Consider the following 22,410-nt stretch of genomic DNA (forward strand, 5'->3'; position numbering starts at 1 on the left):
TGCTGCCACCACCACGCCGATGATCCCTCCGCCCGCTTCCGGGCATGCTGTGGGGGTGAGCAACGACGAGTTCCGCGCCGCCATGTCCCGGCTGGCCGCGGGCGTGGTCCTGGTGACCGCGTTCGAGCCTCCGCTCGACGCCGAGGGCCCCAAGGGCGAGGACGTCGGCATGACGGCGACGGCGTTCCTGTCCGTCTCCCTTGATCCGCCTCTGGTGCTGGTCAGCCTGCGTACGGGCGCCCGCATGGACGACCTGCTCGACGAGCAGCCGCTGTGGGCGGTGTCCGTCCTGTCCGAGAGCCAGCGCCACATCGCCGGCCGTTTCGCCATGAAGGGCCGCATCAGCGACCGCCTCCTGTTCGAGGACATCCCCTACGTCCGCGGCACGGCCACCGGCGCCGTTCTGGTCGGCGGCGCCCTCGCCACCCTGGAGTGCCGCACCGAGCAGCGCGTGGAGGCCGGCGACCACACGCTGGTGATCGGGCGCGTCCTGACGGCCGCCGTGCCGAGCGCGGACGGCGGCCCGCTGACGTATTTCCGCGGCAGGTACCGGCAGTTGGGATGAATTCCGTGGCGGTGTGCCGCCGGCTCGTCCTAAGGTCCCCGGATGGCATTCGCACCCCGCCTCGAAGAGGTCACACCCGGGAATTTCGAAACGGCGACCGGCATACGCGTCCGGCCCGAGCAGGAATTCGCCGTCTCCCCCGTGATGCAGTCCCTCGCCGAGGCGTACGTCCACCCCCCGGGCGTCGCCTGGCCCCGCCTGATCGTCGACGGTGACCGCACGGTCGGTTTCCTGATGGCCTTCCTCGACATCGACTGGCGCGCCGACGGCGGCACCCTGCGCCGCTCCGGCCTGTGGCGGCTCACCATCGCGGCCGACGCCCAGGGCAGGGGCTACGGCCGTTTCGCCGTCGAGTCCGTCGCCGCCCAGCTGCGCCGGAGGGGCACGAAGGAGTTGTACGTCACCTGGCACGAGGGGCCGGACGGCCCGGCGGAGTTCTACCTCAGGCTCGGTTTCCGCCGCACTGGGGAGCTGAGCGGGCAGGAGACGGTGGGAGTCCTGGAGCTCGTCTAGAGGAGCGTGACGTCCGTCCGCGCCACCCGCGCCGGGTCCGTGGTGATGTCGATCACGGCGATCCGGTCGTGTACGAACGTGAACGCGAGGGTCCGCTCCACCCGGCCCTCCCGCAGCAGCGCGACACCGGCGATCTCGTCGTACGGGACGGCGAGGAGGTCGTGGAGGACGAAGGCGAGCAGGACGTCCTGCTCGGCGCATGGGAGAAATGTGACGCGCCCCCATAGGGGCGCGGGGAACTGCGCGACAAGCCACGACGGCGCCGCACCCGACCGACGGCCTGGGGGCGTTACCCCCAGTCCCGCCCCGACCGCCCCCGCTTCGTGTCCGACCGCTGCTTCTTCTCCCGCAGCCGCCGCTCGTTGATCCCACGAGGAATCCGGGTCGCCCGCCGCGGCTTCGGCGGCGGCGCCGTGGCCTCGGCGAGAAGGGCCGCGAGGCGTACGGCCGCGGTCTCGCGGTTGCGCCACTGCGAGCGGTGCTCGGAGGAGCGGACGGTGACGACCCCGTCGACGAGCCGTCCGGCCAGCTTGGCGAGCGCCCGCTGCTTCCACACCTCGGGCAGGGCCTCGGTGCGGGCCAGGTCGAAGCGCAGCTCCACCTGGGAGTCACTGGTGTTGACGTGCTGGCCGCCGGGGCCGGAGGAGCGCGAGAAACGCCACATGAGCTCGGCCTCCGGGAGGGAGACAGAGCCGCGGATGACGTGAGGACCGGACATGGGGTCCATGTTCCCGGCTCTGTCCGGTCCACGTCACCCGAATATCGCTTGGTAAAGAAAGTAAAACGCGGGGGAACCTTGGACACCCCTCGCGGCGTTCATACGGGTAGCTGTAGCTTCATGCCCGTACTGCCGTACATAACGAGGGAAGGACTCCCAACCATGGCTGTAAGCCTGTCCAAGGGTGGCAACGTCTCGCTCACCAAGGAGGCTCCGGGCCTGACCGCCGTCACCGTGGGCCTCGGCTGGGACGTCCGCACGACCACCGGCACGGACTTCGACCTCGACGCCTCCGCGATCGCGGTCAACACCCAGGGCAAGGTCTACTCCGACGCCCACTTCGTCTTCTTCAACAACAAGCAGACCCCGGACCAGACCATCGTCCACACCGGTGACAACCGCACCGGCGAGGGCGCGGGCGACGACGAGGCGATCAACGTCAACCTGGCCGGCCTCCCGGCCGACATCGACAAGATCGTCTTCCCGGTCTCGATCTACGACGCGGAGAACCGCTCGCAGAACTTCGGCCAGGTCCGCAACGCCTACATCCGCATCGTCAACCAGGCCGGCGGCACCGAGATCGCCCGCTACGACCTCTCCGAGGACGCGGCCACCGAGACGGCGATGGTCTTCGGCGAGCTGTACCGCAACGGCGCGGAGTGGAAGTTCCGCGCGGTGGGCCAGGGCTACGCGTCCGGCCTGGTCGGCATCGCCACGGACTTCGGCGTGAACGTCTGACGTCCCGCTGCGCCGAGCTGAACATGAGCCCCTGGTCATACCGACCGGGGGCTCACGTCTGTGACACGAAGGCGGTCCAGGCGGCGGGGGTGAAGGCCGGACGCGGGCCTCTGCCGCACACCGAACTCCCCGCACCGGACGCCGAGTCGGGCCGAGGCCTCGGATGGTGCTGGATGCAGGTGTCTCCGGCGTACTGGTGGATGGCCTCTGCGGGGCGGCACCGGTTGAACATCAGGTCGTAGAACGCCGAGCCGTCGCCGACCGTCTCGGCTTCTCCAGCCCCACCCACTTCAACAAGTACTTCCACCAGCGCACCGGCCAGACCCCGATCGCCTTCCGCGACACGGTTCGCGGCCGCAGCCCTAGCTGAGACGCGTCCACTGGAGACGGTGTGGGCGGAGATCGACCTCTCACCGGCACCCGGAAACGCGTACGTCGGTGGTGGGGGCGGTCTTTCCCAAAGAACCCTGGGGAGAAAGAACCCAGACCAAGCCCCACCTTTCCTCCCGCCTCGCGGCGCAGCTCACCCGGGCGGGTGAACATCACCAACTCAGCTGGATTTCGCCCCGGTTGCCTGCCCTACAGTCGGCGCAACACAACCGCAGACATGCAACGGCCCTCGCCGGGACTGGCATCCCAATGCGAGGGCCTGACCACCAAGGAAGAAAGCCCCTTCCCGATGGACACGCAAAACCCTAGCGCGCCCTCACGCGCCCAGTCCCGTACCGCGGACAAAAACCACCCCCACGCGGGTGGCCTCGTTCATGAGAACACCCGGCACACGACCCGCTTCACGGTCATCGGCAACCACCTCGCCCAGCACCCGGAGCTGTCGCTCGTCGCGAGAGGGCTGGCTCTGTACCTCCAGTCCCTGCCCGCCGGGGCCCGCGCCGACATCCGGACCCTCGCCGCCCGCTTCCCCGAGGGCACGACACGTATCGCCGCCGCCCTGCGCGAACTGGAGACCCACGGCTACCTGCGCCGCGAACGCGTACGCGTCCCGGGCGGCCGTGTCATCACCCGTACGACGTCCTGCAACCAGCCCGGCCGACGTGACGCCGAGCCGGGCCGGCCCAGGAAACCCGCCCGGCGCCCCACCCCGGACCAGCCCCGCAGAAGACTCCCGCCGGTCCCCCGGCCCGGCCACCCGGCTCCGCAGCTCCTCCGCATCGCCACCGAGGTCCTCGTCACCCTCCGCCGCCACGATCCCCGCCTGCTCCTGTCGGCCACCGACGCCGAACATCTCGCTCCCGGCGTCGCCGCCTGGCTGGAACGCGAGGTCACCCCCACCGCCGTACGCCACGCCCTCATCGCGGACCTGCCCCCGGAGGACCTGCGTCGCCCGGCCGCCCTCCTGGCCCACCGCCTGACCGACCGGCTCCCTCCTACGCCCCCGTACCGCGCTCCCGCGCCGGGCCGCTGCCGCGACTGCCGAGGCGACATCCGGGAGGCCGCCTAGCATGGACGTGACGATCCTGGCCCCTGGGCACAGACGAGGAGCGAGCGCCATGACCATCGCCCCGGACGACGCGCAGCAGAGCGCTTCCCACGTCTACCGAGCCATGCGAGACGTCGTTCAGTCCATGGACGACAACCTCCCGGGCAAATTCGAGATCACCAAGGAGGGAATCGTCCACGACATGATGTCGCCCGGGGGGCCCCACGAAGCGACGGCGGCCCACGTCAGCCGCCGTCTGGAGAGGGTCATGCCGGACGAGTTGCTGGCCCACAACGGCACACCGGACGTGGAGAACGCACCGGAGGGAATCACCCGTCACCCTGACGTCATGGTGATCGCGTGGGACGACTTGAACGTCGAGGGCTCGATCGATCCCCATACTCTCGTCGCCGCCATCGAGGTGGTCTCCCGCTCCAACCCCGACAACGACTGGGTCGGCAAAATGCGCGACTACCCCCTGATCGGTATCCCCGTCTACGCGATCTTCGACCCCCGCACAGGCACCGGCGCCGTCCTCACCGACATCCACCCCACCCCCGAGGGCCCCCGCTACGCCTCCCGCAAGGACTTCGTCTACGGCGAGGACGTCACCATCGCCGACTGGACCATCTCGACGGACGGCCTGCCGCGCTACAGGGACTAGACACCGACACCGCTCAACTACTCTGCCCGGCATGCTCCTCACCCCCCTCCCCCTCACCCCCGACCACGACATCCCGGCGCCCGTCCTCACCGAGCTCACCGCCCTCTACGCCGCCAACCACGAGTTCTTCTCACTCAGCGGCGACTTCCCGGACCCGGACGACATCCGGCCGGAACAGGTGGCGGCCGCGCTGGCCGAGGAGCTCGCGCATCCGGACGCGGAAGTGCTGCTGGCGCGCAGCGCGGGCCGGCTGGTCGGAATCGCGATCACCCTCGCCCACCACCCCGACCCGGCCGACCCGGACCCGTGGATCGGGCTGCTGATGATCGACGCGGGCGTGCACCGGCAGGGCCAAGGGCAGCGGCTCGCGCGGCTCGTCGAGGACCGCTTCCGCACCGAGGGCCGCACCGCCGTACGCCTCGCCGTCCTCGACGGCAACGACCGCGCCCTCGCCTTCTGGACCGCCCTCGGCTACGAGGTCGTCGATCACCGGACGGACCGCCAACTGGCCCGCCCCTGCTCGGTGTTGCGCAAGGCACTGGATTAGCACCCCGCCGGTCACGGCCGTTCCGGCTTCCCCTCCCCGTACAGCCACTCCTCCCAGATCGGGCCGAAGTCCTTGTCGGGGGCGAGGTCTTCGACGTACGTCGTGAAGTCCTCGGTGTCCGCGTTGCCGTGCCGGTGGGTGGTGGGCCAGTCGCGGAGGAGGGCCTTGAAAGCGGTGTCGCCGAGCCGCTGCCGGATCTTGTGGAGGACCATCGCGCCGCGCTGGTAGACGGGGCTGTCGGAGAGGTGCGCGGCGCCGGACGGCTTTCCGGGCGGGAAGGACCAGAGGTCTTCGTCCTCGTCCTCGCCGTGCGCGTACAGCTTGTCGAAGGTCTTCTGGGCGCTGTCGCCGCCGTGGTCCTCCGCCCACAGCCACTCGGCGTAGGTGGCGAAGCCCTCGTTGAGCCACATGTCCCGCCAGGTCTTCGGCGTGACCGAGTCGCCGTACCACTGGTGGGCGAGTTCGTGGACGAGGGTCCCGGTGTCGGGGGCGCCGGGGAAGAAGGGGCGGTTCTGGGTCTCCAGGGCGTACTCGGCGTCCCCCTCGCGGTCGACGATCGCGCCGGTGGAGGAGAAGGGGTAGGGGCCGAAGGTGTTCCGCGCCCACGTCATCACGGAGGGGATCTGCGCCAGGACCTTCCGGCTCGCGGCCGCCTGAGCCGGGTCGACCGCGACGTACACGGGCAGGCCGTCGGTGAGGGTGGAGGTGTGGATGTCGTAGTCGCCGATCGCGAGGGTGGCGAGGTAGCTCGCCATCGGTTCGGCGGTGTGCCAGTGGGACGTCGTACGGCCGCCGCCGGTCCTGCTCGCCGTCAACTCGCCGTTGGAGACGGCCTGAAGCCCCTCGGGCACGGTGATCGTGAGGTCGTAGGAGGCCTTGTCGGAGGGGTGGTGGTTGCCGGGGAACCAGGCCATCGAGCCGGTCGGTTCGCCGAGGGCCACCGCGCCGTCCTCGGTGGGCAGCCAGCCCTCCTCCGAGCCGTCCGGGTCGGTGATCGTCTTCGGGGTGCCGGAGTAGGCGACGGTCACGCGGAAGGCGCGGCCCTCGTCGAGGTCGTCGTGCGGGCGGACGGTCAGCTCCTGGCCGGTGCGGTTCCAGCGGGCCGGGTCGCCGCCGACGGTGACCTTCTCGACGTCCAGGCCGTCGAGGTCCAGGTCGAAGGCGGTCAGGTCCTGGGTGGCGCGGGCGGTGAGGGTCGCGGTGCCGGAGAGTCGCGAGGTGTCCGGGTCGTAGGCCAGGGCGAGGTCGTAGTGGGTGACGTCGTAGCCGCCGTTGCCGGACTTCGGGAAGTACGGGTCGCGCAGGCCGGAGCCGCCGGGGGTGCCGTGCACCCCGCCGTCGCACGCGGTGAGGAGGAGGGCCCCCGCCAGGAGCAGGGCGGCGGGGACGCGCAGCGCGGCGGGCACGGGCCGGGCGACGGGGACGGGCGGCTCGGATCGGGACACGCCAGTGATCCTATGAGGGCCCGCGTGACACCATCGCCTACGTGCTCGACATCGGCTACGCCCTCTCCAACCGTTTCCCGGACCCCCCGCAGACCGACTACCGCCGCGCGGACGTCCACGCGCTGCGGCACGACCTGTTCTGCGGAGACGTGTATCTCGCGGACACCAAGGAGGACCGGGAACTGTCCACAGCCTGGGGATGGGTGCCGGTGCTCGACTTCGCGTGGGCGCTGTGCGACATCGTGGAGCGCCTCGACCGCGACCCGGCGGGCTCCCGCGCCTCCCGCCCCCAGCACGCGGAACTCGACTTCACCGAGTCCACCGACCGCATGCTCTTCGAGCGGCGTTTCGGCTGGGTGGACATCGAGGCCGACTGGATGCCGGTGGAGGAGCCCCCGCTCACCTTCTCCCACGCGGACCTGCGCCGCGAGGCCCGCGACTTCCTGCACGACCTGATCGCCGATCTGGTCGACCTGCACGAGGACCTGGGCGAGAACCCGGCGATCTGGACGCTCCAGGCACGGTTCCCGAGAGTGAAGTGAGGGGGAAGTGAGCGGGGAGGTGAGGGATCCGCTGTCAGCCCTCCACCCGGATCCCCACCTCCGCCGCCAACACCGGCGCCAGATCGAGCAGTTGGGACGGGCTGATCACCGCACCGGCGAGACGGTCGACGCCCCGGGCGATCTCCAGTGACGCGGCGCCACGCAGGTCGACGTCCTTGAGTGTGGCCGCCGTGAGGTCCACACCCTTCAGGGCACAGTCCACGAACTCCACGCGCTCCAGGCGGGCGCCGCCGAAGTCCGGCTCCACCAGGACGCAGCTTTCGAAGACGACGTCCTTCAGGACGGCCGTGCGCAGGTTCAGATAGTCGATCTTGCCGCCCCGGATCACGACCCGCTCCAGCGCCGCCCCGTGCAACTGCACTCCGCCGAGACGGGCGTCGATCAGCTCGACGTCCCGCAGGGTCGCCTCCGCGAGGTCGGTGCCCACGCCCCGTATGCCGGTGAGGACCGAGTCGAGGAAACGGGCGTGGTGGAGCCGGGTCTCGTCCAGCGCGCAGCTTCTCAGCGCGCAGTCCATGAAGCGGGCCCCCGCCCCGTCCTGCCCCGCGAAGTCCGCCTCCGTGAACTCCAGCCCGTCGTAGTCCCCGTCCGGCTCCAGCTCCCCTCCCCCGTACGGCTCCAGCGGCGGCAGCCGCACCTCGGGCCGCCGCGCCCCCTTCACCCTGCCCGCACCCGTCCCTCGACTCACCATGCCCCCATCCTGCACCCCACCACTGACAATCCCCGTGACCAGCGCAAACGGCCCCGATGTCACATTCCGGTGCCCCCGATCGGTCATACCGGGGAGACCGACGACCCAAGCAGAGGGAGATCCCCAGCCATGCACCGCATCACCGTCATCGGCGGCGGCCTCGCCGGGCTGACCGCGGCGATCACCGCCGCCGAGTCGGGCGCCAAGGTCACCGTGCACGAGTCCCATCACACGCTCGGCGGCCGGGCCAGGACCGCCGAGGGGCCCTACCGCACGAACGACGGCCCGCACGCCCTCTACAACGGCGGCCCGCACTGGTCCTGGCTCCGGCAGCGCGACCTGATCGGACCGCTCGCCCCGCTCCCGCCCCTGGAGGCGGCCCGGATGCGGCTCAGGCACAAGGGCGCGCTCCGCCGCACGCCGCCCTTCGCGATGCTCAAGCTGCTGCGCCGCAGCGCCCAACAGGCTCCGGTCGACGTCGACTTCATGTCCTGGGCCACCGGGCAGGCCGGCGAGGAGGGCGCCCGCGCCGCCGCCCACTACTCGGCCGTCGCCCTCTTCCACCACGACCCGGGCGCCCTGTCCGCCGCGTTCGTGCAGGAACGGCTCCGGCGCGCCACCAGACTGCCTCCCGAGGCGCACTACCCGCGCGGCGGCTGGGCCGGCGTCGTCGACCGGATGGCCGCCCGCGCCTGGAACCTGGGCGTCCGGATGGAGACCCTGTCCCGTGTCGACGCCCTGCCCACCGACACCCCCGTCGTCGTCGCCACCTCCCTCGACGCGGCCCGCCGCCTGCTCGGCGACGACTCGCTGACCTGGCCGAGCGGCCGTACGACCCTCCTCGACCTGGCCCTGCGCACCCGGCGCGGCGACGCCTTCGCCGTCTCCGACCTCGACGCCCCGGGCTGGATCGAACGGTTCACCGCCCAGGACCGCACCCTGGCCCCGGCGGGCGAGCAGCTCCTGCAGGGGCAGATCCCGATCGCCCCGCACGAGACCAGGGCCGACGGGGTCGCGCGCGCGGAACAGCTGCTCGACCTCGCCTTCGACGGCTGGCGCGAGCGGGTCACCTGGCGGCGCGAGTCCGTCGCGAACGGCCGCACCGGAGCCGTCGACCTGCCCGGCACCAGCTGGCGCGACCGGCCCGCCATCGACCGGGGCGACGGCGTCTACCTCGCGGGCGACCAGGTCGCGGCGCCCGGGGTGCTCTCGGAGGTCTCCTTCAACAGCGCGCTCACCGCCGTGTCGCTGGCCCTGGGCCGCAACGCCCTTGACCTCAAGCACGCTTGAGGTCGGAGGGTGGGCGCACACCTACCGAGGAGGGTTCTCCCATGCGCGCCATCCGCCTGCACACCTTCGGCCCCGCCGAGAACCTCAGCTACGAGGAGACCGCGGATCCGGTACCGGGCCCCGGCCAGGTCCGTATCGCCGTACGGGCGGCCGGAGTCCACCTGCTGGACACCGCCCTGCGCGAGGGGCATCAGGGGCCGGCGCCCCGGCCGACCGCGCTTCCCACCGTCCCCGGCCGTGAGGTCGCCGGCACGGTCGAGTCCCTCGGCGAGGGCGTCGCCGGCCTGTGGCTCGGCAAGCGCGTGGTGGCCCACCTCGGCTTCGCCCCCGGCGGCTACGCCGAACTCGCCGTCACCGACGTCGACCGCGTCCACGAGATCCCCGGGAACCTGGACTTCGCCCAGGCCGTCGCCATGATCGGCACGGGCCGTACGGCCATGGGGATCGTCCAGTTCGCCGAGCTCGGCCCGGACTCCGTGGCCGTGATCCCGGCGGCGGCCGGAGGCATCGGCACGCTGCTCGTGCAGTACGCGAAGAACGCCGGCGCGACCGTCGTCGGCCTCGCGGGCGGACCCTCGAAAACGGCACGGGTGCGGGCGAACGGCGCCGACCTCGCCGTCGACTACCAGGACTCCGCGTGGCCCGGGAAGGTCCGCGCCTTCCTCGGCGGCCGGCCCGCCACCGTCGTCCTCGACGGCGTGGGCGGGGACATCGCCCGCGAGTGCGTCGCCCTTCTCGACCCCGATGACCGACCGGACGGATCAGACCGACCTGGCCGACCTGGCCGCCACCTCGTCTTCGGCTGGTCCGGCGAGGGCATCCGCGACGGCGGGCCGTATCTCGTCGAGGGCGTCTCCGAGCAGGTCCTCGGAGACGCCATGGCCCGCAGGGCCGGCGGCCCCCACCCCATCCGCACCCTCGAACTGCGCGCCCTCACCGAAGCCGCCGCGGGCCGTCTCACCCCCGCCGTGCAGCGCTTCCCGCTCGCCGAGGCGGCCGCCGCGCACCGGGCGCTGGAGACCCGCGGCACGACCGGAAAGGTGGTCCTGGAGCCCTGACGCACGCGGGAAAGGTCAGTGCCGCCCGGCGATCCGGTCCGCCCACCGCGCCAACCGGGACGACTCCGCGCTGTGGCTCATCAGCTCGCGCCGGTCCGCCGCGCGGTACGTGGCGTACATGCCCTGCACGCCCAGCCACCGCAGCGGTTCCGGCTCCCACCTGCGCACCTTGTGCCCGACCCACGGCAGTTCGGTGAGTTCGGTCCGGCCGCCCTGGCCGGAGTCCTGCTGGACCAGGTCCCGCAGGGTGCGGGCGGCCAGGTTGGCGGTGGCGACGCCCGAACCGACGTAACCGCCCGCCCAGCCGATACCCGTCGAACGGTCCAGCGTCACCGACGCGCACCAGTCGCGCGGCACCCCGAGCACCCCCGACCAGGCGTGCGCGACGCGCGTCCCCGCCAGCATCGGGAAGAAGGCCACGAGGATCTCCCGCAGTGCCTCGACCGTCCCGGCCTGCGTCCGGCCGTCGTTGTCGGTGCGCGAACCGAAGCGGTACGGCACCCCTCGGCCGCCGAGTGCGATCCGCCCGTCGGCGGTGCGCTGCGCGTACATGTAGGCGTGCGCCATGTCCCCCAGCGTCTGGCGCCCCTCCCAGCCGATCGCCGCCCACTGCTCGTCGGTCAGCGGCTCGGTGGCGATCATCGAGGAGTTCATCGGCAGCCAGGTCCGCTTCTGGCCCTTCAGCGCGGCGGTGAAGCCCTCGGTGCAGCGCAGGACATAGGGCGCGCGGACGGTGCCGTACGGCGTGACCGCGTGCTTGGGCCGGATCTCCGTCACCGGTGTCTGCTCGTGGATCACCACGCCCAGCGCCTCGACGGCCGCCGCGAGCCCCTTCACCAGCTTCACCGGATGCACCCGCGCCCCGTGCGGCGTCCACGACGACCCGACCGCGTCCGCGACCCGGATCCGCTCGGCCGTCTCCCGCGCGCCGTACAGTTCACGGTCCTTCTCGCCGTACGACAGCTCGTGCTCGTGGAACGCCCTCAGACGGGCCAACTGCGCGGGCGTACGGGCGACTTCGAGGACGCCGCCCTGGTGCAGCCCGGCGTCGAAGCCCTCCTCGGCAACAGCCCGCACGACCTCGCCGACGGTGTCGTTCATGGCCTTCTGCAGGCGTACGGCGGCCTCGTGGCCGTGCAGCCTCGCGTACCGGTCGCGCCCCGCGATGCCGTTGTAGAGCCAGCCGCCGTTGCGCCCGGAGGCGCCGTAACCGCAGAACTTCTGCTCCAGGACGGTGATCCGCAGGAAGGGCACGGTCTTCTTCAGGTAATACGCCGTCCACAGTCCGGTGTACCCGCCGCCCACGATCACGACGTCCGCCGAGGCGTCACCGCCGAGCGGCTCCCGTGCCTCGGGATAGCCGTCGTCCGCGTACCAGAAGGAGATGCCGCCGTTCACGGCCCCGCTGCTCATGGCCAGGGACGTTAACCCGCCGGCGCACCCGCTGTCTCCTTCGGATTCCGTGCTTTTTCCCGCCCGCCGACCAGCGGCCGGCACCCGAACCCGATCAGCGCCGAGGTGAAGTGCCCGAGGTCGGTGAAGGTCCGCCCGGTCACCAGGGGCACCGCATACACGACGAGCACCGCGAAGCCGTAGACGTACCGCCAGGGTGCCGGAATCCGGTACACGAGCACGGCGATCACCCCCGCCAGCGCGTAACTCACCCCGATGTCCAGCGTGTTGACCGCGGACTCGGGCGCCATCCCGTGCCGGATGCCCCACAGCAGCGCCCCCTCGCTGATCAGCGTGGCCAGCACATGCGCCGCCGCGCACACCGCGAGCCAGCGCGCGGTGCCCAGCCAGCGCTCGGCCGGCGCGTGGAAGACGGAGTAGAGGACGACGTACGGCAGCCAGTGCCCGCTGTCGATCCACATCGCGCTGGAGACCAGCACCCGCACCGGATTGCTCGACAGCTCATGGATGTTGGTCGAGCGCTGCCGCAGGAACTCCTGCTCGAACTCCGGCGACATGTGGTGCATCGCCACCGTCGTCACGAAGAGGACCGCCAGCCAGACATAGGTGCCGGGGGAGCTGCGGACGTACGCCCACACCCTGTGGACACCCCGGTTAATTCGCATGAGTCGATTCACGCACGCCGGTAGGGTCCGGCACGTGATCGACATCCCGGAGGAACTGGCCGCGACACAGGAGCTGTACAACGGCGACCGGGGCCGGGAGTTCATCGCGGGGCTGCCGACCCTGATCGAGGACTTCCTGGAGCGCTGGGAGCTCAGACCGGACGGCTCCCCCATGCACGGCGTCGCCGCGCTGGTCCTCCCCGTCGTCCGCCGCGCCGACGACACCCCGGCCGCCCTCAAACTCCAGCTCCTGGACGCGGAGAGCGCCGGCGAGCCCGTCGCCCTGCGCCGGTGGGACGGCGACGGGGCGGTCCGCCTCCTCGACCACGACCCGGTCACCCACACCATGCTCCTGGAGCGCCTCGACTCCGCCCGCATGCTCTCCACCCTGCCCGGCACCCGCGACGCGGTCCTCGTCATCGCCGGTCTGCTCGCCCACCTGACCGCGACACCCGCCCCGACCGGGATACGCCGACTCGGCGACCTCGCGCACGCCATGCTCGACCGGACCCCCGCCGCCCTCGCACGCATCCCCGACCCCGGGATCCGCCGCACCGTCGCCGACTGCGCGGCCGCCGTGCGCGAGGTCGTCGACGAACCGGGCGACCGGCTCCTGCACTGGGACCTGCACGACGAGAACGTCCTCGCCGCGGACCGCGCCCCCTGGCTCGCCATCGACCCCAAACCCCTCGCCGGCGACCCCGGGTTCGAGCTGTGGCCCGCCCTCGACAACCGCTTCGACGCCGACGAGATCACCTGGCGCTTCGACGCCATGACCGACGTCCTCGGCCTGGACCGCGCACGCGCGCGTGCCTGGACCATGGGACGTCTCCTCCAGAACGCCCTCTGGGACATCGAGGACGGCCGCCCCCTGGAACCCCGCCAACTCGACATCGCCCACCGTCTGCGCACCCACCGGAGCCGACAGCAGTGATCCGCCCCGCCACCCCCGCCGACATCCCCGCCGTCCACGCCCTGATCCGCGAACTCGCCGACTACGAAAGGGCCCTGGACGAGGCGAAGGCCACCGAGCGACAACTCCACGAGGCCTTCTTCGGCCCCCGACCCGCCGCCTACGCCCACGTGGCGACCGACACCACGGACACGGTGGTCGGCTACGCCGTCTGGTTCCTCACCTTCTCCACCTGGCGCGGCGTCCACGGCATCCACCTGGAGGACCTCTACGTCCGCCCCACGGCCCGCGGCGGCGGCCACGGCAAGGCCCTGCTCACCGCACTCGCCCGCATCTGCGTCGAGCGCGGCTACCAGCGCCTCGAATGGTCCGTCCTGAACTGGAACACCCCCGCGATCGACTTCTACGAATCCCTCGGCGCCCGCCCCCAGGACGAGTGGACGGCGTACCGCCTCACCGACGAAGCCCTCCTGAAGGCCGCCGGCACCGCGTGAGCACCCCCGCCTTCGTCCCCGGCCTCGAACTGGCCCGCCGCTTCTACACCGAGGCGGTGGGCCCGCTGCTGGCGGAGGCCGCCCCCGGCCTCCCGCACTCCGCCGCGCGCATCGGCCCCGGCTCCGAGGTCCTCGGCTACGACACCCCGCGCTCCGCCGACCACGAATGGGGCCCGCGCCTCCAGCTGTTCCTGCGCCCCGAGGACGCCTCCCGCCACGCGGACCGAATCCGACACGCCTTGGCCGAGCGCCTCCCGAAGACCTTCCACGGCTACCCCACGAACTTCGCGCCCACCGGCGAGGCCCGCGACATCCGCGTCATGCGCGCCTCCGACGGCCCGGTCCACCACCGCGTCGAGATCACCGACGTTCCCTCCTGGTTCACCGACACCCTCGGCTTCGACCCGACCTCCGCCCTCACCCCCGCCGACTGGCTGCGCACCCCCACCCAACGCCTCGCCGAGGTCACCGCCGGCGCCGTCTTCCACGACGGCCTGCACACCCTCGCCCCCGCCCGCACCGCCCTGCGCTGGTACCCGCGCGACCTGTGGCGGTACGTCCTGGCCTGCCAGTGGCAGCGCATCGCCCACGAGGAGGCCTTCGTCGGCCGTTGCGGAGAGGTCGGCGACGAACTCGGCTCGGCCGTCGTCGCCGCCCGCCTGACCCGCCACCTGATGCGCCTGTGCCTCCTCATGGACCGCCGCTATCCGCCGTACGGCAAATGGCTGGGCAGCGCCTTCACTCGCACCACCGCGGGCGCACGCCTCACCCCGGTCCTCACGGCCGCCCTCGCGGCCACCGACCGGCACGAACGCGAGCGCCACCTCACCACCGTCTACGAAACGGCCGCCGGCCTGCACAACCGGCTCGGCCTCACGGACCCCCTCGACCCCACGACCAGGCCGTACCACTCCCGCCCCTTCCGCGTCCTGCGCGCGGACCGGTTCGCACAGGCCCTGATGGCCCACGTGACGGACCCGGCGATCGGGGAACTCCCCCTGCCGGAGCCGGCGGACACCGGACCGGGGATTCCCTGATCCGCGCGCGCAGCGGCCCGAGCGCACCCGGACGCGGATTTCGATACGCCGGCGATATACGCCCGCTCGTAGCATCGAAGGCATGCGTGTGTTGATCGTCGAGGACGAGCTCTACATGGCAGAAGCCATCCGCGATGGCCTACGCCTCGAAGCGATCGCGGCCGACATCGCGGGCGACGGCGACACCGCTCTGGAACTGCTGGGCATCAACACCTACGACATCGCCGTCCTCGACCGGGACATCCCCGGACCCTCCGGCGACGAGATCGCCCAACGCATCATCGACTCCGGCAGCGGCATGCCGATCCTCATGCTCACCGCGGCCGACCGCCTCGACGACAAGGCCTCCGGCTTCGAACTCGGCGCCGACGACTACCTCACCAAACCCTTCGAACTCCAGGAACTCGCGCTCCGGCTCAGAGCCCTCGACCGCCGCCGCGCCCACCACCGCCCTCCCGTGCGGGAGATCGCGGGCCTGCGCCTGGACCCGTTCCGCAGGGAGGTCTACCGGCAGGGCCGCTACGTCGCGCTGACCCGCAAGCAGTTCGCCGTGCTCGAAGTCCTCGTCGGCGCCGAAGGCGGTGTCGTCAGCGCCGAAGCCCTCCTGGAGCGCGCCTGGGACGAGAACGCCGACCCGTTCACCAACGCCGTACGCATCACCGTCTCGGCCCTGCGCAAGCGCCTGGGCGAACCCTGGATCATCGGCACCGTGCCGGGTGTCGGCTACCGCATCGACACCCAGCAGGAGGCCGGACCCGAAGGACACGGCCGTGGGTAGGGCGCCCGGCCTGAGCGTGCGCCTCAAACTCACCCTCAGCTACGCCGGGTTCCTCATGCTCGCGGGCGTCCTGCTGATCGCCGCCGTGGGGCTGTTCCTGCTGCGGAACGGCGAGTTGGCACGCAACGAGGCGGGCGCGGTGCAGGCCACCCCGGGCACCACCTTCGTGAAGGGCTTCGCCCCGACGGCAGCCGGAGCCATGGCGTTCCTGCTGGTGTTCGGCCTCCTGGGCGGATGGATCCTCGCCGGCCGCATGCTCGCCCCCCTCAACCGCATCACGGACGCCACCCGCACCGCCACCACCGGATCCCTCTCCCACCGGATCCGGCTACCGGGCCGCAAGGACGAATTCCGCGAACTCGCCGACGCCTTCGACACGATGCTCGCCCGGCTCGAAGCACACGTCGCCGAACAGCGCAGGTTCGCGGCCAACGCCTCCCACGAACTGCGTACCCCGCTCGCGATCTCGAAGTCCCTGCTCGACGTGGCCCGCACCGATCCGCACCGCGACACCGGCGAACTCATCGACCGCCTCCGCACCGTCAACACCCGGGCGATCGACCTCACCGAGGCCCTGCTCCTGGTCAGCCGCGCCGAACAGCGCTCCTTCACCCGCGAACGCGTCGACCTGTCCCTCCTGGCGGAAGAAGCCACCGAAACGCTCCTCCCCCTCGCGGAGAGGCACGGCGTCACCCTGGAGACCCGCGGCGACATCACCCCCACGACCGGATCGCAGGCCCTGCTGCTCCAGCTGACCACGAACCTCGTGCACAACGCGATCATCCACAACCTGCCCGACCGGGGCATCGTGCGGGTCACCACCCGGGCCCGCCCCGGCTCGGCGCTCCTGACCGTCGAGAACACCGGCGAGCAGCTCGCCCCGGAACTGATCCCGACCCTCACCGAGCCGTTCCGGCGCGGCACCGAACGCGTCCACACCGACCACGCGGGAGTGGGCCTGGGCCTGGCCATCGTCAAAACGATCACCCAGGCCCACGACGGCACCCTCACCCTCACCCCACGCCCCGAAGGCGGAATGCACATCAGCGTGGAACTACCGTCCACGCCTCCCGCACAACACAAAGGCCCAGGTCAGACCTGATCTGACCTGGGCCGAGCGGAGCCCCCTGTCGGATTCGAACCGACGACCTACGCATTACAAGTGCGTTGCTCTGGCCATCTGAGCTAAGGAGGCGTGCACCGCCGCCACGGGGGGTGCGCCCGAGCAGTGTACCCAGGTCGCCGTGGAGGCCTGTCGAAAATTTCCGCGAAGTTCACAGTCCGCCAGGTACTGACATACGCGTGAACGCCGGGTACCGTCCTGAGCCAGTCCACCTGCGTGGACTGGACCACCACCTTCCTACAACGGATCGTCCGGCACGTTCCTGCCGGTAGAAGGGGGCCTCTGAGCCATGGCCACTGTTTCGTTCGACAAGGCGACCCGCATTTACCCGGGTTCCACGAAGCCCGCCGTCGACGGTCTCGACATCCACATCGAGGACGGCGAGTTCCTCGTCCTGGTCGGCCCGTCCGGCTGTGGCAAGTCCACCTCGCTCCGCATGCTGGCGGGGCTCGAGGACGTCAACGGCGGTGCCATCCGCATCGGTGACCGTGACGTCACGCACCTGCCACCGAAGGACCGGGACATCGCCATGGTGTTCCAGAACTACGCGCTCTACCCGCACATGACGGTCGCCGACAACATGGGCTTCGCGCTCAAGATCGCCGGCATCAACAAGGCGGAGATCCGGCAGAAGGTCGAGGAGGCCGCGAAGATCCTCGACCTCACCGAGTACCTGGACCGCAAGCCGAAGGCCCTCTCCGGCGGTCAGCGCCAGCGTGTCGCGATGGGCCGCGCCATCGTGCGTGAGCCCCAGGTCTTCCTCATGGACGAGCCGCTGTCCAACCTGGACGCCAAGCTCCGCGTCAGCACCCGTACGCAGATCGCCTCGCTGCAGCGCCGCCTCGGCATCACCACCGTCTACGTCACCCACGACCAGGTCGAGGCCATGACGATGGGCGACCGTGTGGCCGTGCTCAAGGACGGTCTGCTCCAGCAGGTCGACTCCCCGCGCAACATGTACGACCGCCCGGCGAACCTCTTCGTCGCCGGCTTCATCGGCTCCCCGGCGATGAACCTCGTCGAGGTCCCGATCACCGACGGCGGTGTGAAGTTCGGCAACAGCGTGGTGCCCGTCAACCGCGAGGCTCTCAAGGCCGCCTCCGACAAGGGTGACACCACGGTCACCGTCGGTGTCCGCCCCGAGCACTTCGACATCGTCGAGCACAACGGCGCCGCCGCCTCCGCCCTCACCAAGGACACCGAGGACGCCCCGGCCGGTCTCGCGGTCTCCGTGAACGTGGTCGAGGAACTCGGCGCCGACGGCTACGTCTACGGCTCCGCGAAGGTCGGTGAGGACCTGAAGGACCTGGTCGTGCGGGTCAGCGGCCGCGCGGTCCCGGACAAGGGCGCCACGCTGCACGTCGTGCCGCGTCCGGGCGAGACCCACGTGTTCTCGACCTCCACCGGCGAGCGCCTCTCCGACTGAGGACGAACCGCAGCAATTCACCCAGGTTGACGAGAAGGGCCCCGCAGACTGCCTGCGGGGCCCTTTCCGCGTGCGGGCGGCGGCGACAAATACCCCGGCACACCGGTCATTTCGAGCAGCGTGCGTCAACCCCCTACCCAGAAAACGGCGCCATCCCATCCCCCGAACCGGTGACTAAATGTCGCCAAATCATTACCGCACGCTACCCTCACACGCGTGAAGCACTCCACTTACCAACAGACGCGACGCGGCCGGGGCCCCGCCCGCCGTATCGGCCGCTCCCTCGCCCTTGTCCTGCCCGTCGTCCTGGTGCTCTCCGGGACCCTCGCGGTCACCCGAGTCAACTGGTCGGGGGATCCCTCGAGCTCCTCGGTGCTCACCGCGTCGGACGCGACGGTCTCGGACAGCAAGCCGCGCGGCGCGCCCCTCGCCCCGCAGGACCTCCTGCGCGAGCAGCTGCTGACCGAGCTCCAGGAGAAGGACCCGGGCATCGCCCTCACCCACCTCCAGGAGGCCGTGAACGAGCGTCCGTCGCTCGCCCGGCACTGCGCCTCCATCGCGCGGGCCCTGGGCCGCGCAGCGGTCCGTGTGTACGGCCCCACGCGCGCGCAGTCGTACGCCCGCCCCGTCTGCGACACGTCCTTCGCGACGGGTGTGGCCGCGGCACACAGCGGCTGATCCCGCGCGAGGGGATGCCGACCGAGGTCGGGAGAGGGGCGCGTCGTACAGTTCCGGTCATGACCGATCCGAACGCCGCGTCCCGCCCCACCCAGGCCGTGATCCTGGCCGGCGGCCAGGGCTCCCGGCTGCGTCCGTACACCGACGACCGGCCCAAGCCGATGGTCGAGATCCCCGGTACGGGGACTCCGATCATCGGCCATCAGCTTGTCTGGCTCGCCGAGGAAGGCGTGACGGACGTGGTGATCAGCTGCGGGCATCTGGCCGAGGTGCTCCAGGACTGGCTGAAGACGGCCGACCTGCCGGTGCGCGTCCAGACCGTCATCGAGACGGAGCCGCTCGGCCGCGGTGGCGGACTGAAGTACGCGGCGGCGCGTCTGCCGCACCCGGACCGGGCGTGGTACGCGACGAACGGTGACATCTGGACCCGGTTCTCGCTGCGGGACATGGCGGACTTCCACACCGAGCGGGACGCGGTCGCCACGGTCGCGCTGGCACGGCCGCGGATTCCGTGGGGGGCCGTGCAGACCGACGGGTTCGGGCACATCACGGACTTCATCGAGGCACCGCCGTCGACGTTCGAGATCAACGCGGGGGTGTACGTCTTCTCGCCCGCGTTCGCCGGGCTGCTGCCGGAGCGCGGGGACCATGAGCGGACCACGTTTCCCACGCTCGCGCGGGAGCTGCGGCTGGCCGGGTTCCCGATTCCGCAGGGGGCCTACTGGCGGGCCATCGACACGGCGAAGGATCTGACGGAAGCGGCTAGGGAACTGGCGGCGCTCGGTCGGTAGCGGCCTGCAGGCACACATGGAGAAGGTCCCGCACCTCGAAGGGTGTGGGACCTTCTTGTGGGCCGGTGTCGCTCAGCCGGTGGGGTTGCCCAGTACGTCGCCCACCGGCCCGCCTACCCCAACAGGCCGCCGACCAGGCCCGGTTGGCCGGAGGAGGAACCCCCGGTGCCGGAGCCGCCCGTCGAACCGCCGGAGGTGCTGGTGCCCCCGGTCGGGCCCGAGGTGGTGCTGGGTGCCTGCTGGACCGGGGAGGACTGCTGGGGTGCTGTCTGGCCCGTGGTGCCCTGGGTCTGGCTGGGCGAGCCCCCGCCGGTGGCGGTGCCGGTGTCGCGGGTGGCGCCGGGTGACGCCGAGGTGCCGGCGGACGGGCCGCGGGTGGCGCCCTGGCTGGGCGTGGTGGACGCCGACGGCTTCTTCTTGTGGGCCCTGGCGGAGTCCTGCGGGAGCGGGGAGCCGGGCAGTTCGTTGCGCGGGGCCTCGCCGGGGCCGGGGACGATGACCCGGTCGGCGTCCCGGACGGCGCCGCCGAGGACGGAGCCGATCAGGAGGGTGAGGCCGGTGGCGATGGCCGTGATGAGGGCGCCGCGGCGCAGGACGTAGCGGCGCAGCTCCCAGATGTCGGAGTGGGGTCCCAGACGGCGCCAGGCGCTGCCCGCGAGGCGGCCGTCGATGGAGTAGACGGGGGCGCCGGCGATGATCAGCGGGGACCAGGCGGCGAGGTAGATGATGTCAGGGGTGTCGTAGGCGGGGACGCTCTTCCAGCTGACGGTGACGAGGAGCGCGGCGGAGAGGCCGGCGCCGATGACCGCGGCGACGCGCTGCCAGCAGCCCAGGATCGTGAGGACGCCCACGATGACCTGGAGGAAGGCGATGACGAGGCCGGAGCCGACGGGGTGCTGGAGGGCGAACTGGCGCAGCGGTTCGGCCACTTCCCACGGGTGCAGGGTGTTGAGCCACTTGACCATGGAGCCGCGCTTGCCGCCGTCGAAGTAGACGGGGTCGCACAGCTTGCCCATGCCGGCGTAGATGGAGATGAAGCCGAGGAAGATCCGGAGCGGGAGGAGGACGACGCCGAGGTTCATCCGGCGGCCCGGGTAGTACGCGTGCCGCGCGTTCTCGTCGCCCTGTCGCCTGGTGGCGCGGTCGGCGCGGGCCTCGTCGAAGCCGTCGTCGAACTCCTCGCCCTCGTAGGCGGGTTCGTCGTACGCGCTGCCGACCGTGCGCATGTGGGGCAGGAGTCGGGTGCCGTCGCCGTCGGGCGTGCGCTGGGCGCCGACGACCGGGGTCTCCATGGTCTGGGCCAACTCGCCGTCGTAGTCGGCCCGGTAGCCGGAGTCGACGTCGATGCGGGGGATGACCTGGGTGGCTCCGGCGTCGGCGGCGGGCGGCTCGGCATGGCCGACGCTGCCGCCCCGCACGGCCTGCAACAGGCGGTGGGCGCCGGTGTCGTCGGGGGCGGACCTGCCGCTCCACACGACGGGTCGGCGGCGTCCCGCGGCGCCGGCGGCCGGCATCCTGCTGGTGTCCTCGGCGGCGATCAAGTGCCGTGCGATGCGCGGGGATTGGGCGCGTCTCGTCGACGCGCCCAACTGCACGCGGAAGCTCGCATGATTGACGATGATCTGCGCCGGATCGCTCGGCACCTTCACCATGCTCAGCGCGGGAGCGTCGTCGAAGCCCGACGGGCCGTCCCCCGTGGGTGTGCGGGGTGTTCTGGTGTCCACACTCATCTAACCGAGTGACGTGTGGTTAGGACACTGCTTTGACCCGCCGGATCTGTCCGGACCCCGTCAAGCTTGCCCCGTACGCCCGGAACACCCCGTGTGGGGGACCGTGCCGAACAGCCGTTCAGACCCGGCGGCGAGCCGCCTCGTACAGCACGATGCCCGCCGCCACACCGGCGTTGAGCGACTCGGCGCCTCCCGGCATCGGGATCCGCACCCGGTAGTCGCAGGTCTCGCCGACCAGGCGGGACAGGCCCTTGCCCTCGCTGCCGACGACGATGGCGACCGGGCCGCCGAGGGCCTCCAGGTCACCGATCTCGTGCTCGCCGTCGGCGGCGAGGCCGACGACCACGATGCCCTGCTTCTTGTACGCCTCCAGGGCGCGCGTCAGGTTGGTGCAGCGGGCGACGGGGGTGCGGGCGGCCGTACCGGCGGACGTCTTCCAGGCACCGGCGGTCATGCCGGCCGCGCGCCGCTCGGGCACGAGGACGCCGTGGCCGCCGAAGGCGGAGACGGAGCGGACGGCGGCACCAAGGTTGCGCGGGTCGGTCACGCCGTCGAGGGCGACGATCAGGGGGTCCTGACCCTCGTCGTAGGCGGCGTTGGCGAGGTCCTCGGGGTGGGCGTACTCGTACGGCGGGACCTGGAGGACCAGGCCCTGGTGGTTGAGCCCGTTGGTCATCCGGTCGAGCTCGGGGCGGGGGGCCTCCATGAGGTGGACGCCGCCCCGGTCGGCGACGAGCTGGAGGGCCTCGCGCACCCGCTCGTCGTTGTCGATGAACTGCTGGACGTAGAGCGTCACCGCGGGCACGCCCTCGCGCAGCGCCTCGACGACGGGGTTGCGCCCGACGACCATCTCCGAGGTGCCCTTGCCGCCGCGGCCGCGCGGCGTCGGACGGCGTACCGCCTGCTTCGCCTTGGCGTTGGCGACACGGTTCTTCTTGTGGCCCTTGCGCATCTCTGCGGGCGGGGTCGGCCCCTTGCCCTCCAGGCCCCTGCGCCGCTGGCCGCCACTGCCGACCTGCGCGCCCTTCTTGCCGGACATGCGGCGGTTGTTGGCTGCCATGACCTACCTGTTCTGCGTGATGTCTGCGTCGGGGAAATATTCGTACGTCTATGCAGTGTGCCGCCCGGAGGG

General features: G+C 71.5%; 26 protein-coding genes and 1 tRNA gene. 19 read left to right on the top strand and 8 right to left on the bottom strand.

Annotated elements, in window-relative coordinates:
- Nucleotides 1-19: 19 nt before the first annotated feature.
- From AQI94_RS40670 to AQI94_RS44880, 3 genes are all read left to right on the top strand, one after another.
- Nucleotides 20-565, top strand: a complete 546-nt coding sequence (locus AQI94_RS40670) for a flavin reductase family protein (protein ID WP_107064322.1) — start codon at nt 20-22, stop codon at nt 563-565.
- 42 nt (nt 566-607) lie between these two features.
- Nucleotides 608-1,078 carry a GNAT family N-acetyltransferase gene (locus tag AQI94_RS40675; protein WP_031056249.1) on the top strand — a complete coding sequence of 157 codons (471 nt, stop codon included), beginning with the start codon at nt 608-610 and terminating at the stop codon, nt 1,076-1,078.
- A gap of 68 nt (nt 1,079-1,146) precedes the next feature.
- Nucleotides 1,147-1,305, top strand: a complete 159-nt coding sequence (locus tag AQI94_RS44880; RefSeq protein WP_158806397.1) for a hypothetical protein — start codon at nt 1,147-1,149, stop codon at nt 1,303-1,305.
- A 62-nt stretch (nt 1,306-1,367) separates the two neighbouring features.
- On the opposite strand, the gene arfB is transcribed toward AQI94_RS44880, so the two are convergent.
- Nucleotides 1,368-1,796, bottom strand: a complete 429-nt coding sequence (gene arfB, locus AQI94_RS40680; RefSeq protein WP_031056252.1) for an alternative ribosome rescue aminoacyl-tRNA hydrolase ArfB — start codon at nt 1,794-1,796, stop codon at nt 1,368-1,370.
- 162 nt (nt 1,797-1,958) lie between these two features.
- Here arfB and AQI94_RS40685 point away from each other — a divergent pair, with 162 nt between their 5' ends.
- From AQI94_RS40685 to AQI94_RS40705, 5 genes are all read left to right on the top strand, one after another.
- Nucleotides 1,959-2,534, top strand: a complete 576-nt coding sequence (locus AQI94_RS40685; protein WP_031056255.1) for a TerD family protein — start codon at nt 1,959-1,961, stop codon at nt 2,532-2,534.
- 163 nt (nt 2,535-2,697) lie between these two features.
- On the top strand, nt 2,698-2,904 hold the full coding sequence (locus AQI94_RS46700) for a helix-turn-helix domain-containing protein (protein WP_031056259.1): 207 nt from the start codon (nt 2,698-2,700) through the stop codon (nt 2,902-2,904).
- A 309-nt stretch (nt 2,905-3,213) separates the two neighbouring features.
- Entirely contained in the window at nt 3,214-3,993 is a 780-nt protein-coding gene (locus AQI94_RS40695) for a helix-turn-helix domain-containing protein (protein WP_037944987.1), read from the top strand.
- Between the two features lie 49 nt (nt 3,994-4,042).
- Nucleotides 4,043-4,636 carry a Uma2 family endonuclease gene (locus AQI94_RS40700; RefSeq protein WP_031056263.1) on the top strand — a complete coding sequence of 198 codons (594 nt, stop codon included), beginning with the start codon at nt 4,043-4,045 and terminating at the stop codon, nt 4,634-4,636.
- Nucleotides 4,637-4,667: 31 nt separating this feature from the next.
- The gene (locus AQI94_RS40705) at nt 4,668-5,183 is read left to right on the top strand and encodes a GNAT family N-acetyltransferase (protein WP_031056266.1); all 516 of its coding nucleotides are present in this window, start codon (nt 4,668-4,670) and stop codon (nt 5,181-5,183) included.
- Between the two features lie 11 nt (nt 5,184-5,194).
- On the opposite strand, the gene AQI94_RS40710 is transcribed toward AQI94_RS40705, so the two are convergent.
- On the bottom strand, nt 5,195-6,628 hold the full coding sequence (locus AQI94_RS40710) for a M1 family metallopeptidase (RefSeq protein ID WP_031056269.1): 1,434 nt from the start codon (nt 6,626-6,628) through the stop codon (nt 5,195-5,197).
- A 41-nt stretch (nt 6,629-6,669) separates the two neighbouring features.
- Here AQI94_RS40710 and AQI94_RS40715 point away from each other — a divergent pair, with 41 nt between their 5' ends.
- Nucleotides 6,670-7,170, top strand: coding sequence for a hypothetical protein (locus AQI94_RS40715; RefSeq protein ID WP_031056273.1), 501 nt, complete (start codon nt 6,670-6,672; stop codon nt 7,168-7,170).
- 34 nt (nt 7,171-7,204) lie between these two features.
- Here AQI94_RS40715 and AQI94_RS40720 read toward each other — a convergent pair whose 3' ends face one another.
- Nucleotides 7,205-7,882: a pentapeptide repeat-containing protein gene (locus AQI94_RS40720; protein WP_199814381.1), complete on the bottom strand. Its 678-nt coding sequence runs from the start codon at nt 7,880-7,882 to the stop codon at nt 7,205-7,207.
- Between the two features lie 129 nt (nt 7,883-8,011).
- Between AQI94_RS40720 and AQI94_RS40725 the strand changes: the two genes are divergently transcribed.
- On the top strand, nt 8,012-9,172 hold the full coding sequence (locus AQI94_RS40725) for an NAD(P)-binding protein (RefSeq protein ID WP_031056279.1): 1,161 nt from the start codon (nt 8,012-8,014) through the stop codon (nt 9,170-9,172).
- A 41-nt stretch (nt 9,173-9,213) separates the two neighbouring features.
- On the top strand, nt 9,214-10,230 hold the full coding sequence (locus tag AQI94_RS40730) for a zinc-binding dehydrogenase (protein WP_031056281.1): 1,017 nt from the start codon (nt 9,214-9,216) through the stop codon (nt 10,228-10,230).
- Between the two features lie 15 nt (nt 10,231-10,245).
- Here AQI94_RS40730 and AQI94_RS40735 read toward each other — a convergent pair whose 3' ends face one another.
- Together AQI94_RS40735 and AQI94_RS40740 are read right to left on the bottom strand one after the other, a co-directional pair.
- A complete protein-coding gene (locus AQI94_RS40735; RefSeq protein WP_031056284.1) occupies nt 10,246-11,643 on the bottom strand; it encodes an NAD(P)/FAD-dependent oxidoreductase in 1,398 nt (465 codons plus the stop codon).
- Nucleotides 11,644-11,654: 11 nt separating this feature from the next.
- On the bottom strand, nt 11,655-12,308 hold the full coding sequence (locus AQI94_RS40740; RefSeq protein ID WP_037944989.1) for a rhomboid-like protein: 654 nt from the start codon (nt 12,306-12,308) through the stop codon (nt 11,655-11,657).
- Between AQI94_RS40740 and AQI94_RS40745 the strand changes: the two genes are divergently transcribed.
- The 5 genes from AQI94_RS40745 (at nt 12,307) to AQI94_RS40765 (ending at nt 16,632) form a co-directional block, all read left to right on the top strand.
- Nucleotides 12,307-13,242: an aminoglycoside phosphotransferase family protein gene (locus AQI94_RS40745; RefSeq protein ID WP_031056287.1), complete on the top strand. Its 936-nt coding sequence runs from the start codon at nt 12,307-12,309 to the stop codon at nt 13,240-13,242. The genes AQI94_RS40740 and AQI94_RS40745 overlap by 2 nt on opposite strands.
- A complete protein-coding gene (locus AQI94_RS40750) occupies nt 13,239-13,715 on the top strand; it encodes a GNAT family N-acetyltransferase (RefSeq protein ID WP_031056289.1) in 477 nt (158 codons plus the stop codon). The genes AQI94_RS40745 and AQI94_RS40750 overlap by 4 nt, the downstream gene beginning before the upstream one ends.
- Nucleotides 13,712-14,752, top strand: a complete 1,041-nt coding sequence (locus AQI94_RS40755) for a DUF4037 domain-containing protein (RefSeq protein WP_031056292.1) — start codon at nt 13,712-13,714, stop codon at nt 14,750-14,752. Before AQI94_RS40750 ends, AQI94_RS40755 begins: the two co-directional genes overlap by 4 nt.
- 82 nt (nt 14,753-14,834) lie before the next feature.
- Entirely contained in the window at nt 14,835-15,530 is a 696-nt protein-coding gene (locus AQI94_RS40760; protein WP_031056295.1) for a response regulator transcription factor, read from the top strand.
- Nucleotides 15,523-16,632: a sensor histidine kinase gene (locus tag AQI94_RS40765; protein ID WP_037944990.1), complete on the top strand. Its 1,110-nt coding sequence runs from the start codon at nt 15,523-15,525 to the stop codon at nt 16,630-16,632. Before AQI94_RS40760 ends, AQI94_RS40765 begins: the two co-directional genes overlap by 8 nt.
- 19 nt (nt 16,633-16,651) lie before the next feature.
- Here the strand turns inward: AQI94_RS40765 and AQI94_RS40770 are convergent.
- A tRNA-Thr gene (locus AQI94_RS40770) sits at nt 16,652-16,725 on the bottom strand.
- A gap of 217 nt (nt 16,726-16,942) precedes the next feature.
- On the opposite strand from AQI94_RS40770, the gene AQI94_RS40775 reads away from it, so the two are divergent.
- From AQI94_RS40775 to AQI94_RS40785, 3 genes are all read left to right on the top strand, one after another.
- A complete protein-coding gene (locus AQI94_RS40775; protein ID WP_031056301.1) occupies nt 16,943-18,079 on the top strand; it encodes an ABC transporter ATP-binding protein in 1,137 nt (378 codons plus the stop codon).
- A gap of 216 nt (nt 18,080-18,295) precedes the next feature.
- Entirely contained in the window at nt 18,296-18,757 is a 462-nt protein-coding gene (locus AQI94_RS40780; protein WP_031056303.1) for a hypothetical protein, read from the top strand.
- 59 nt (nt 18,758-18,816) lie between these two features.
- Complete coding sequence (locus tag AQI94_RS40785) at nt 18,817-19,548, top strand: nucleotidyltransferase family protein (protein ID WP_031056305.1); 732 nt, start codon at nt 18,817-18,819, stop codon at nt 19,546-19,548.
- 113 nt (nt 19,549-19,661) lie between these two features.
- Here AQI94_RS40785 and AQI94_RS40790 read toward each other — a convergent pair whose 3' ends face one another.
- Both AQI94_RS40790 and rlmB read right to left on the bottom strand, forming a co-directional pair.
- Entirely contained in the window at nt 19,662-21,278 is a 1,617-nt protein-coding gene (locus AQI94_RS40790) for a DoxX family protein (RefSeq protein WP_031056306.1), read from the bottom strand.
- Nucleotides 21,279-21,396: 118 nt separating this feature from the next.
- Nucleotides 21,397-22,338 carry a 23S rRNA (guanosine(2251)-2'-O)-methyltransferase RlmB gene (gene rlmB / locus AQI94_RS40795; RefSeq protein ID WP_031056308.1) on the bottom strand — a complete coding sequence of 314 codons (942 nt, stop codon included), beginning with the start codon at nt 22,336-22,338 and terminating at the stop codon, nt 21,397-21,399.
- Between the last annotated feature and the right edge of the window lie 72 nt (nt 22,339-22,410).

The organism is Streptomyces pseudovenezuelae (assembly GCF_001513955.1).
GTDB lineage: Bacteria > Actinomycetota > Actinomycetes > Streptomycetales > Streptomycetaceae > Streptomyces > Streptomyces pseudovenezuelae.

Coding starts and splice junctions, on each gene's coding strand:
- AQI94_RS40670 (WP_107064322.1), top strand. CDS start 20: ATGATCCCTCCGCCCGCTTCCGGGCATGCTGTGGGGGTGAGCAACGAC.
- AQI94_RS40675 (WP_031056249.1), top strand. CDS start 608: ATGGCATTCGCACCCCGCCTCGAAGAGGTCACACCCGGGAATTTCGAA.
- arfB (WP_031056252.1), bottom strand. CDS start 1,796: ATGTCCGGTCCTCACGTCATCCGCGGCTCTGTCTCCCTCCCGGAGGCC.
- AQI94_RS40685 (WP_031056255.1), top strand. CDS start 1,959: ATGGCTGTAAGCCTGTCCAAGGGTGGCAACGTCTCGCTCACCAAGGAG.
- AQI94_RS46700 (WP_031056259.1), top strand. CDS start 2,698: ATGGTGCTGGATGCAGGTGTCTCCGGCGTACTGGTGGATGGCCTCTGC.
- AQI94_RS40695 (WP_037944987.1), top strand. CDS start 3,214: ATGGACACGCAAAACCCTAGCGCGCCCTCACGCGCCCAGTCCCGTACC.
- AQI94_RS40700 (WP_031056263.1), top strand. CDS start 4,043: ATGACCATCGCCCCGGACGACGCGCAGCAGAGCGCTTCCCACGTCTAC.
- AQI94_RS40705 (WP_031056266.1), top strand. CDS start 4,668: ATGCTCCTCACCCCCCTCCCCCTCACCCCCGACCACGACATCCCGGCG.
- AQI94_RS40720 (WP_199814381.1), bottom strand. CDS start 7,882: ATGGTGAGTCGAGGGACGGGTGCGGGCAGGGTGAAGGGGGCGCGGCGG.
- AQI94_RS40725 (WP_031056279.1), top strand. CDS start 8,012: ATGCACCGCATCACCGTCATCGGCGGCGGCCTCGCCGGGCTGACCGCG.
- AQI94_RS40730 (WP_031056281.1), top strand. CDS start 9,214: ATGCGCGCCATCCGCCTGCACACCTTCGGCCCCGCCGAGAACCTCAGC.
- AQI94_RS40735 (WP_031056284.1), bottom strand. CDS start 11,643: ATGAGCAGCGGGGCCGTGAACGGCGGCATCTCCTTCTGGTACGCGGAC.
- AQI94_RS40745 (WP_031056287.1), top strand. CDS start 12,307: ATGAGTCGATTCACGCACGCCGGTAGGGTCCGGCACGTGATCGACATC.
- AQI94_RS40740 (WP_037944989.1), bottom strand. CDS start 12,308: ATGCGAATTAACCGGGGTGTCCACAGGGTGTGGGCGTACGTCCGCAGC.
- AQI94_RS40760 (WP_031056295.1), top strand. CDS start 14,835: ATGCGTGTGTTGATCGTCGAGGACGAGCTCTACATGGCAGAAGCCATC.
- AQI94_RS40775 (WP_031056301.1), top strand. CDS start 16,943: ATGGCCACTGTTTCGTTCGACAAGGCGACCCGCATTTACCCGGGTTCC.
- AQI94_RS40785 (WP_031056305.1), top strand. CDS start 18,817: ATGACCGATCCGAACGCCGCGTCCCGCCCCACCCAGGCCGTGATCCTG.
- AQI94_RS40790 (WP_031056306.1), bottom strand. CDS start 21,278: ATGAGTGTGGACACCAGAACACCCCGCACACCCACGGGGGACGGCCCG.
- rlmB (WP_031056308.1), bottom strand. CDS start 22,338: ATGGCAGCCAACAACCGCCGCATGTCCGGCAAGAAGGGCGCGCAGGTC.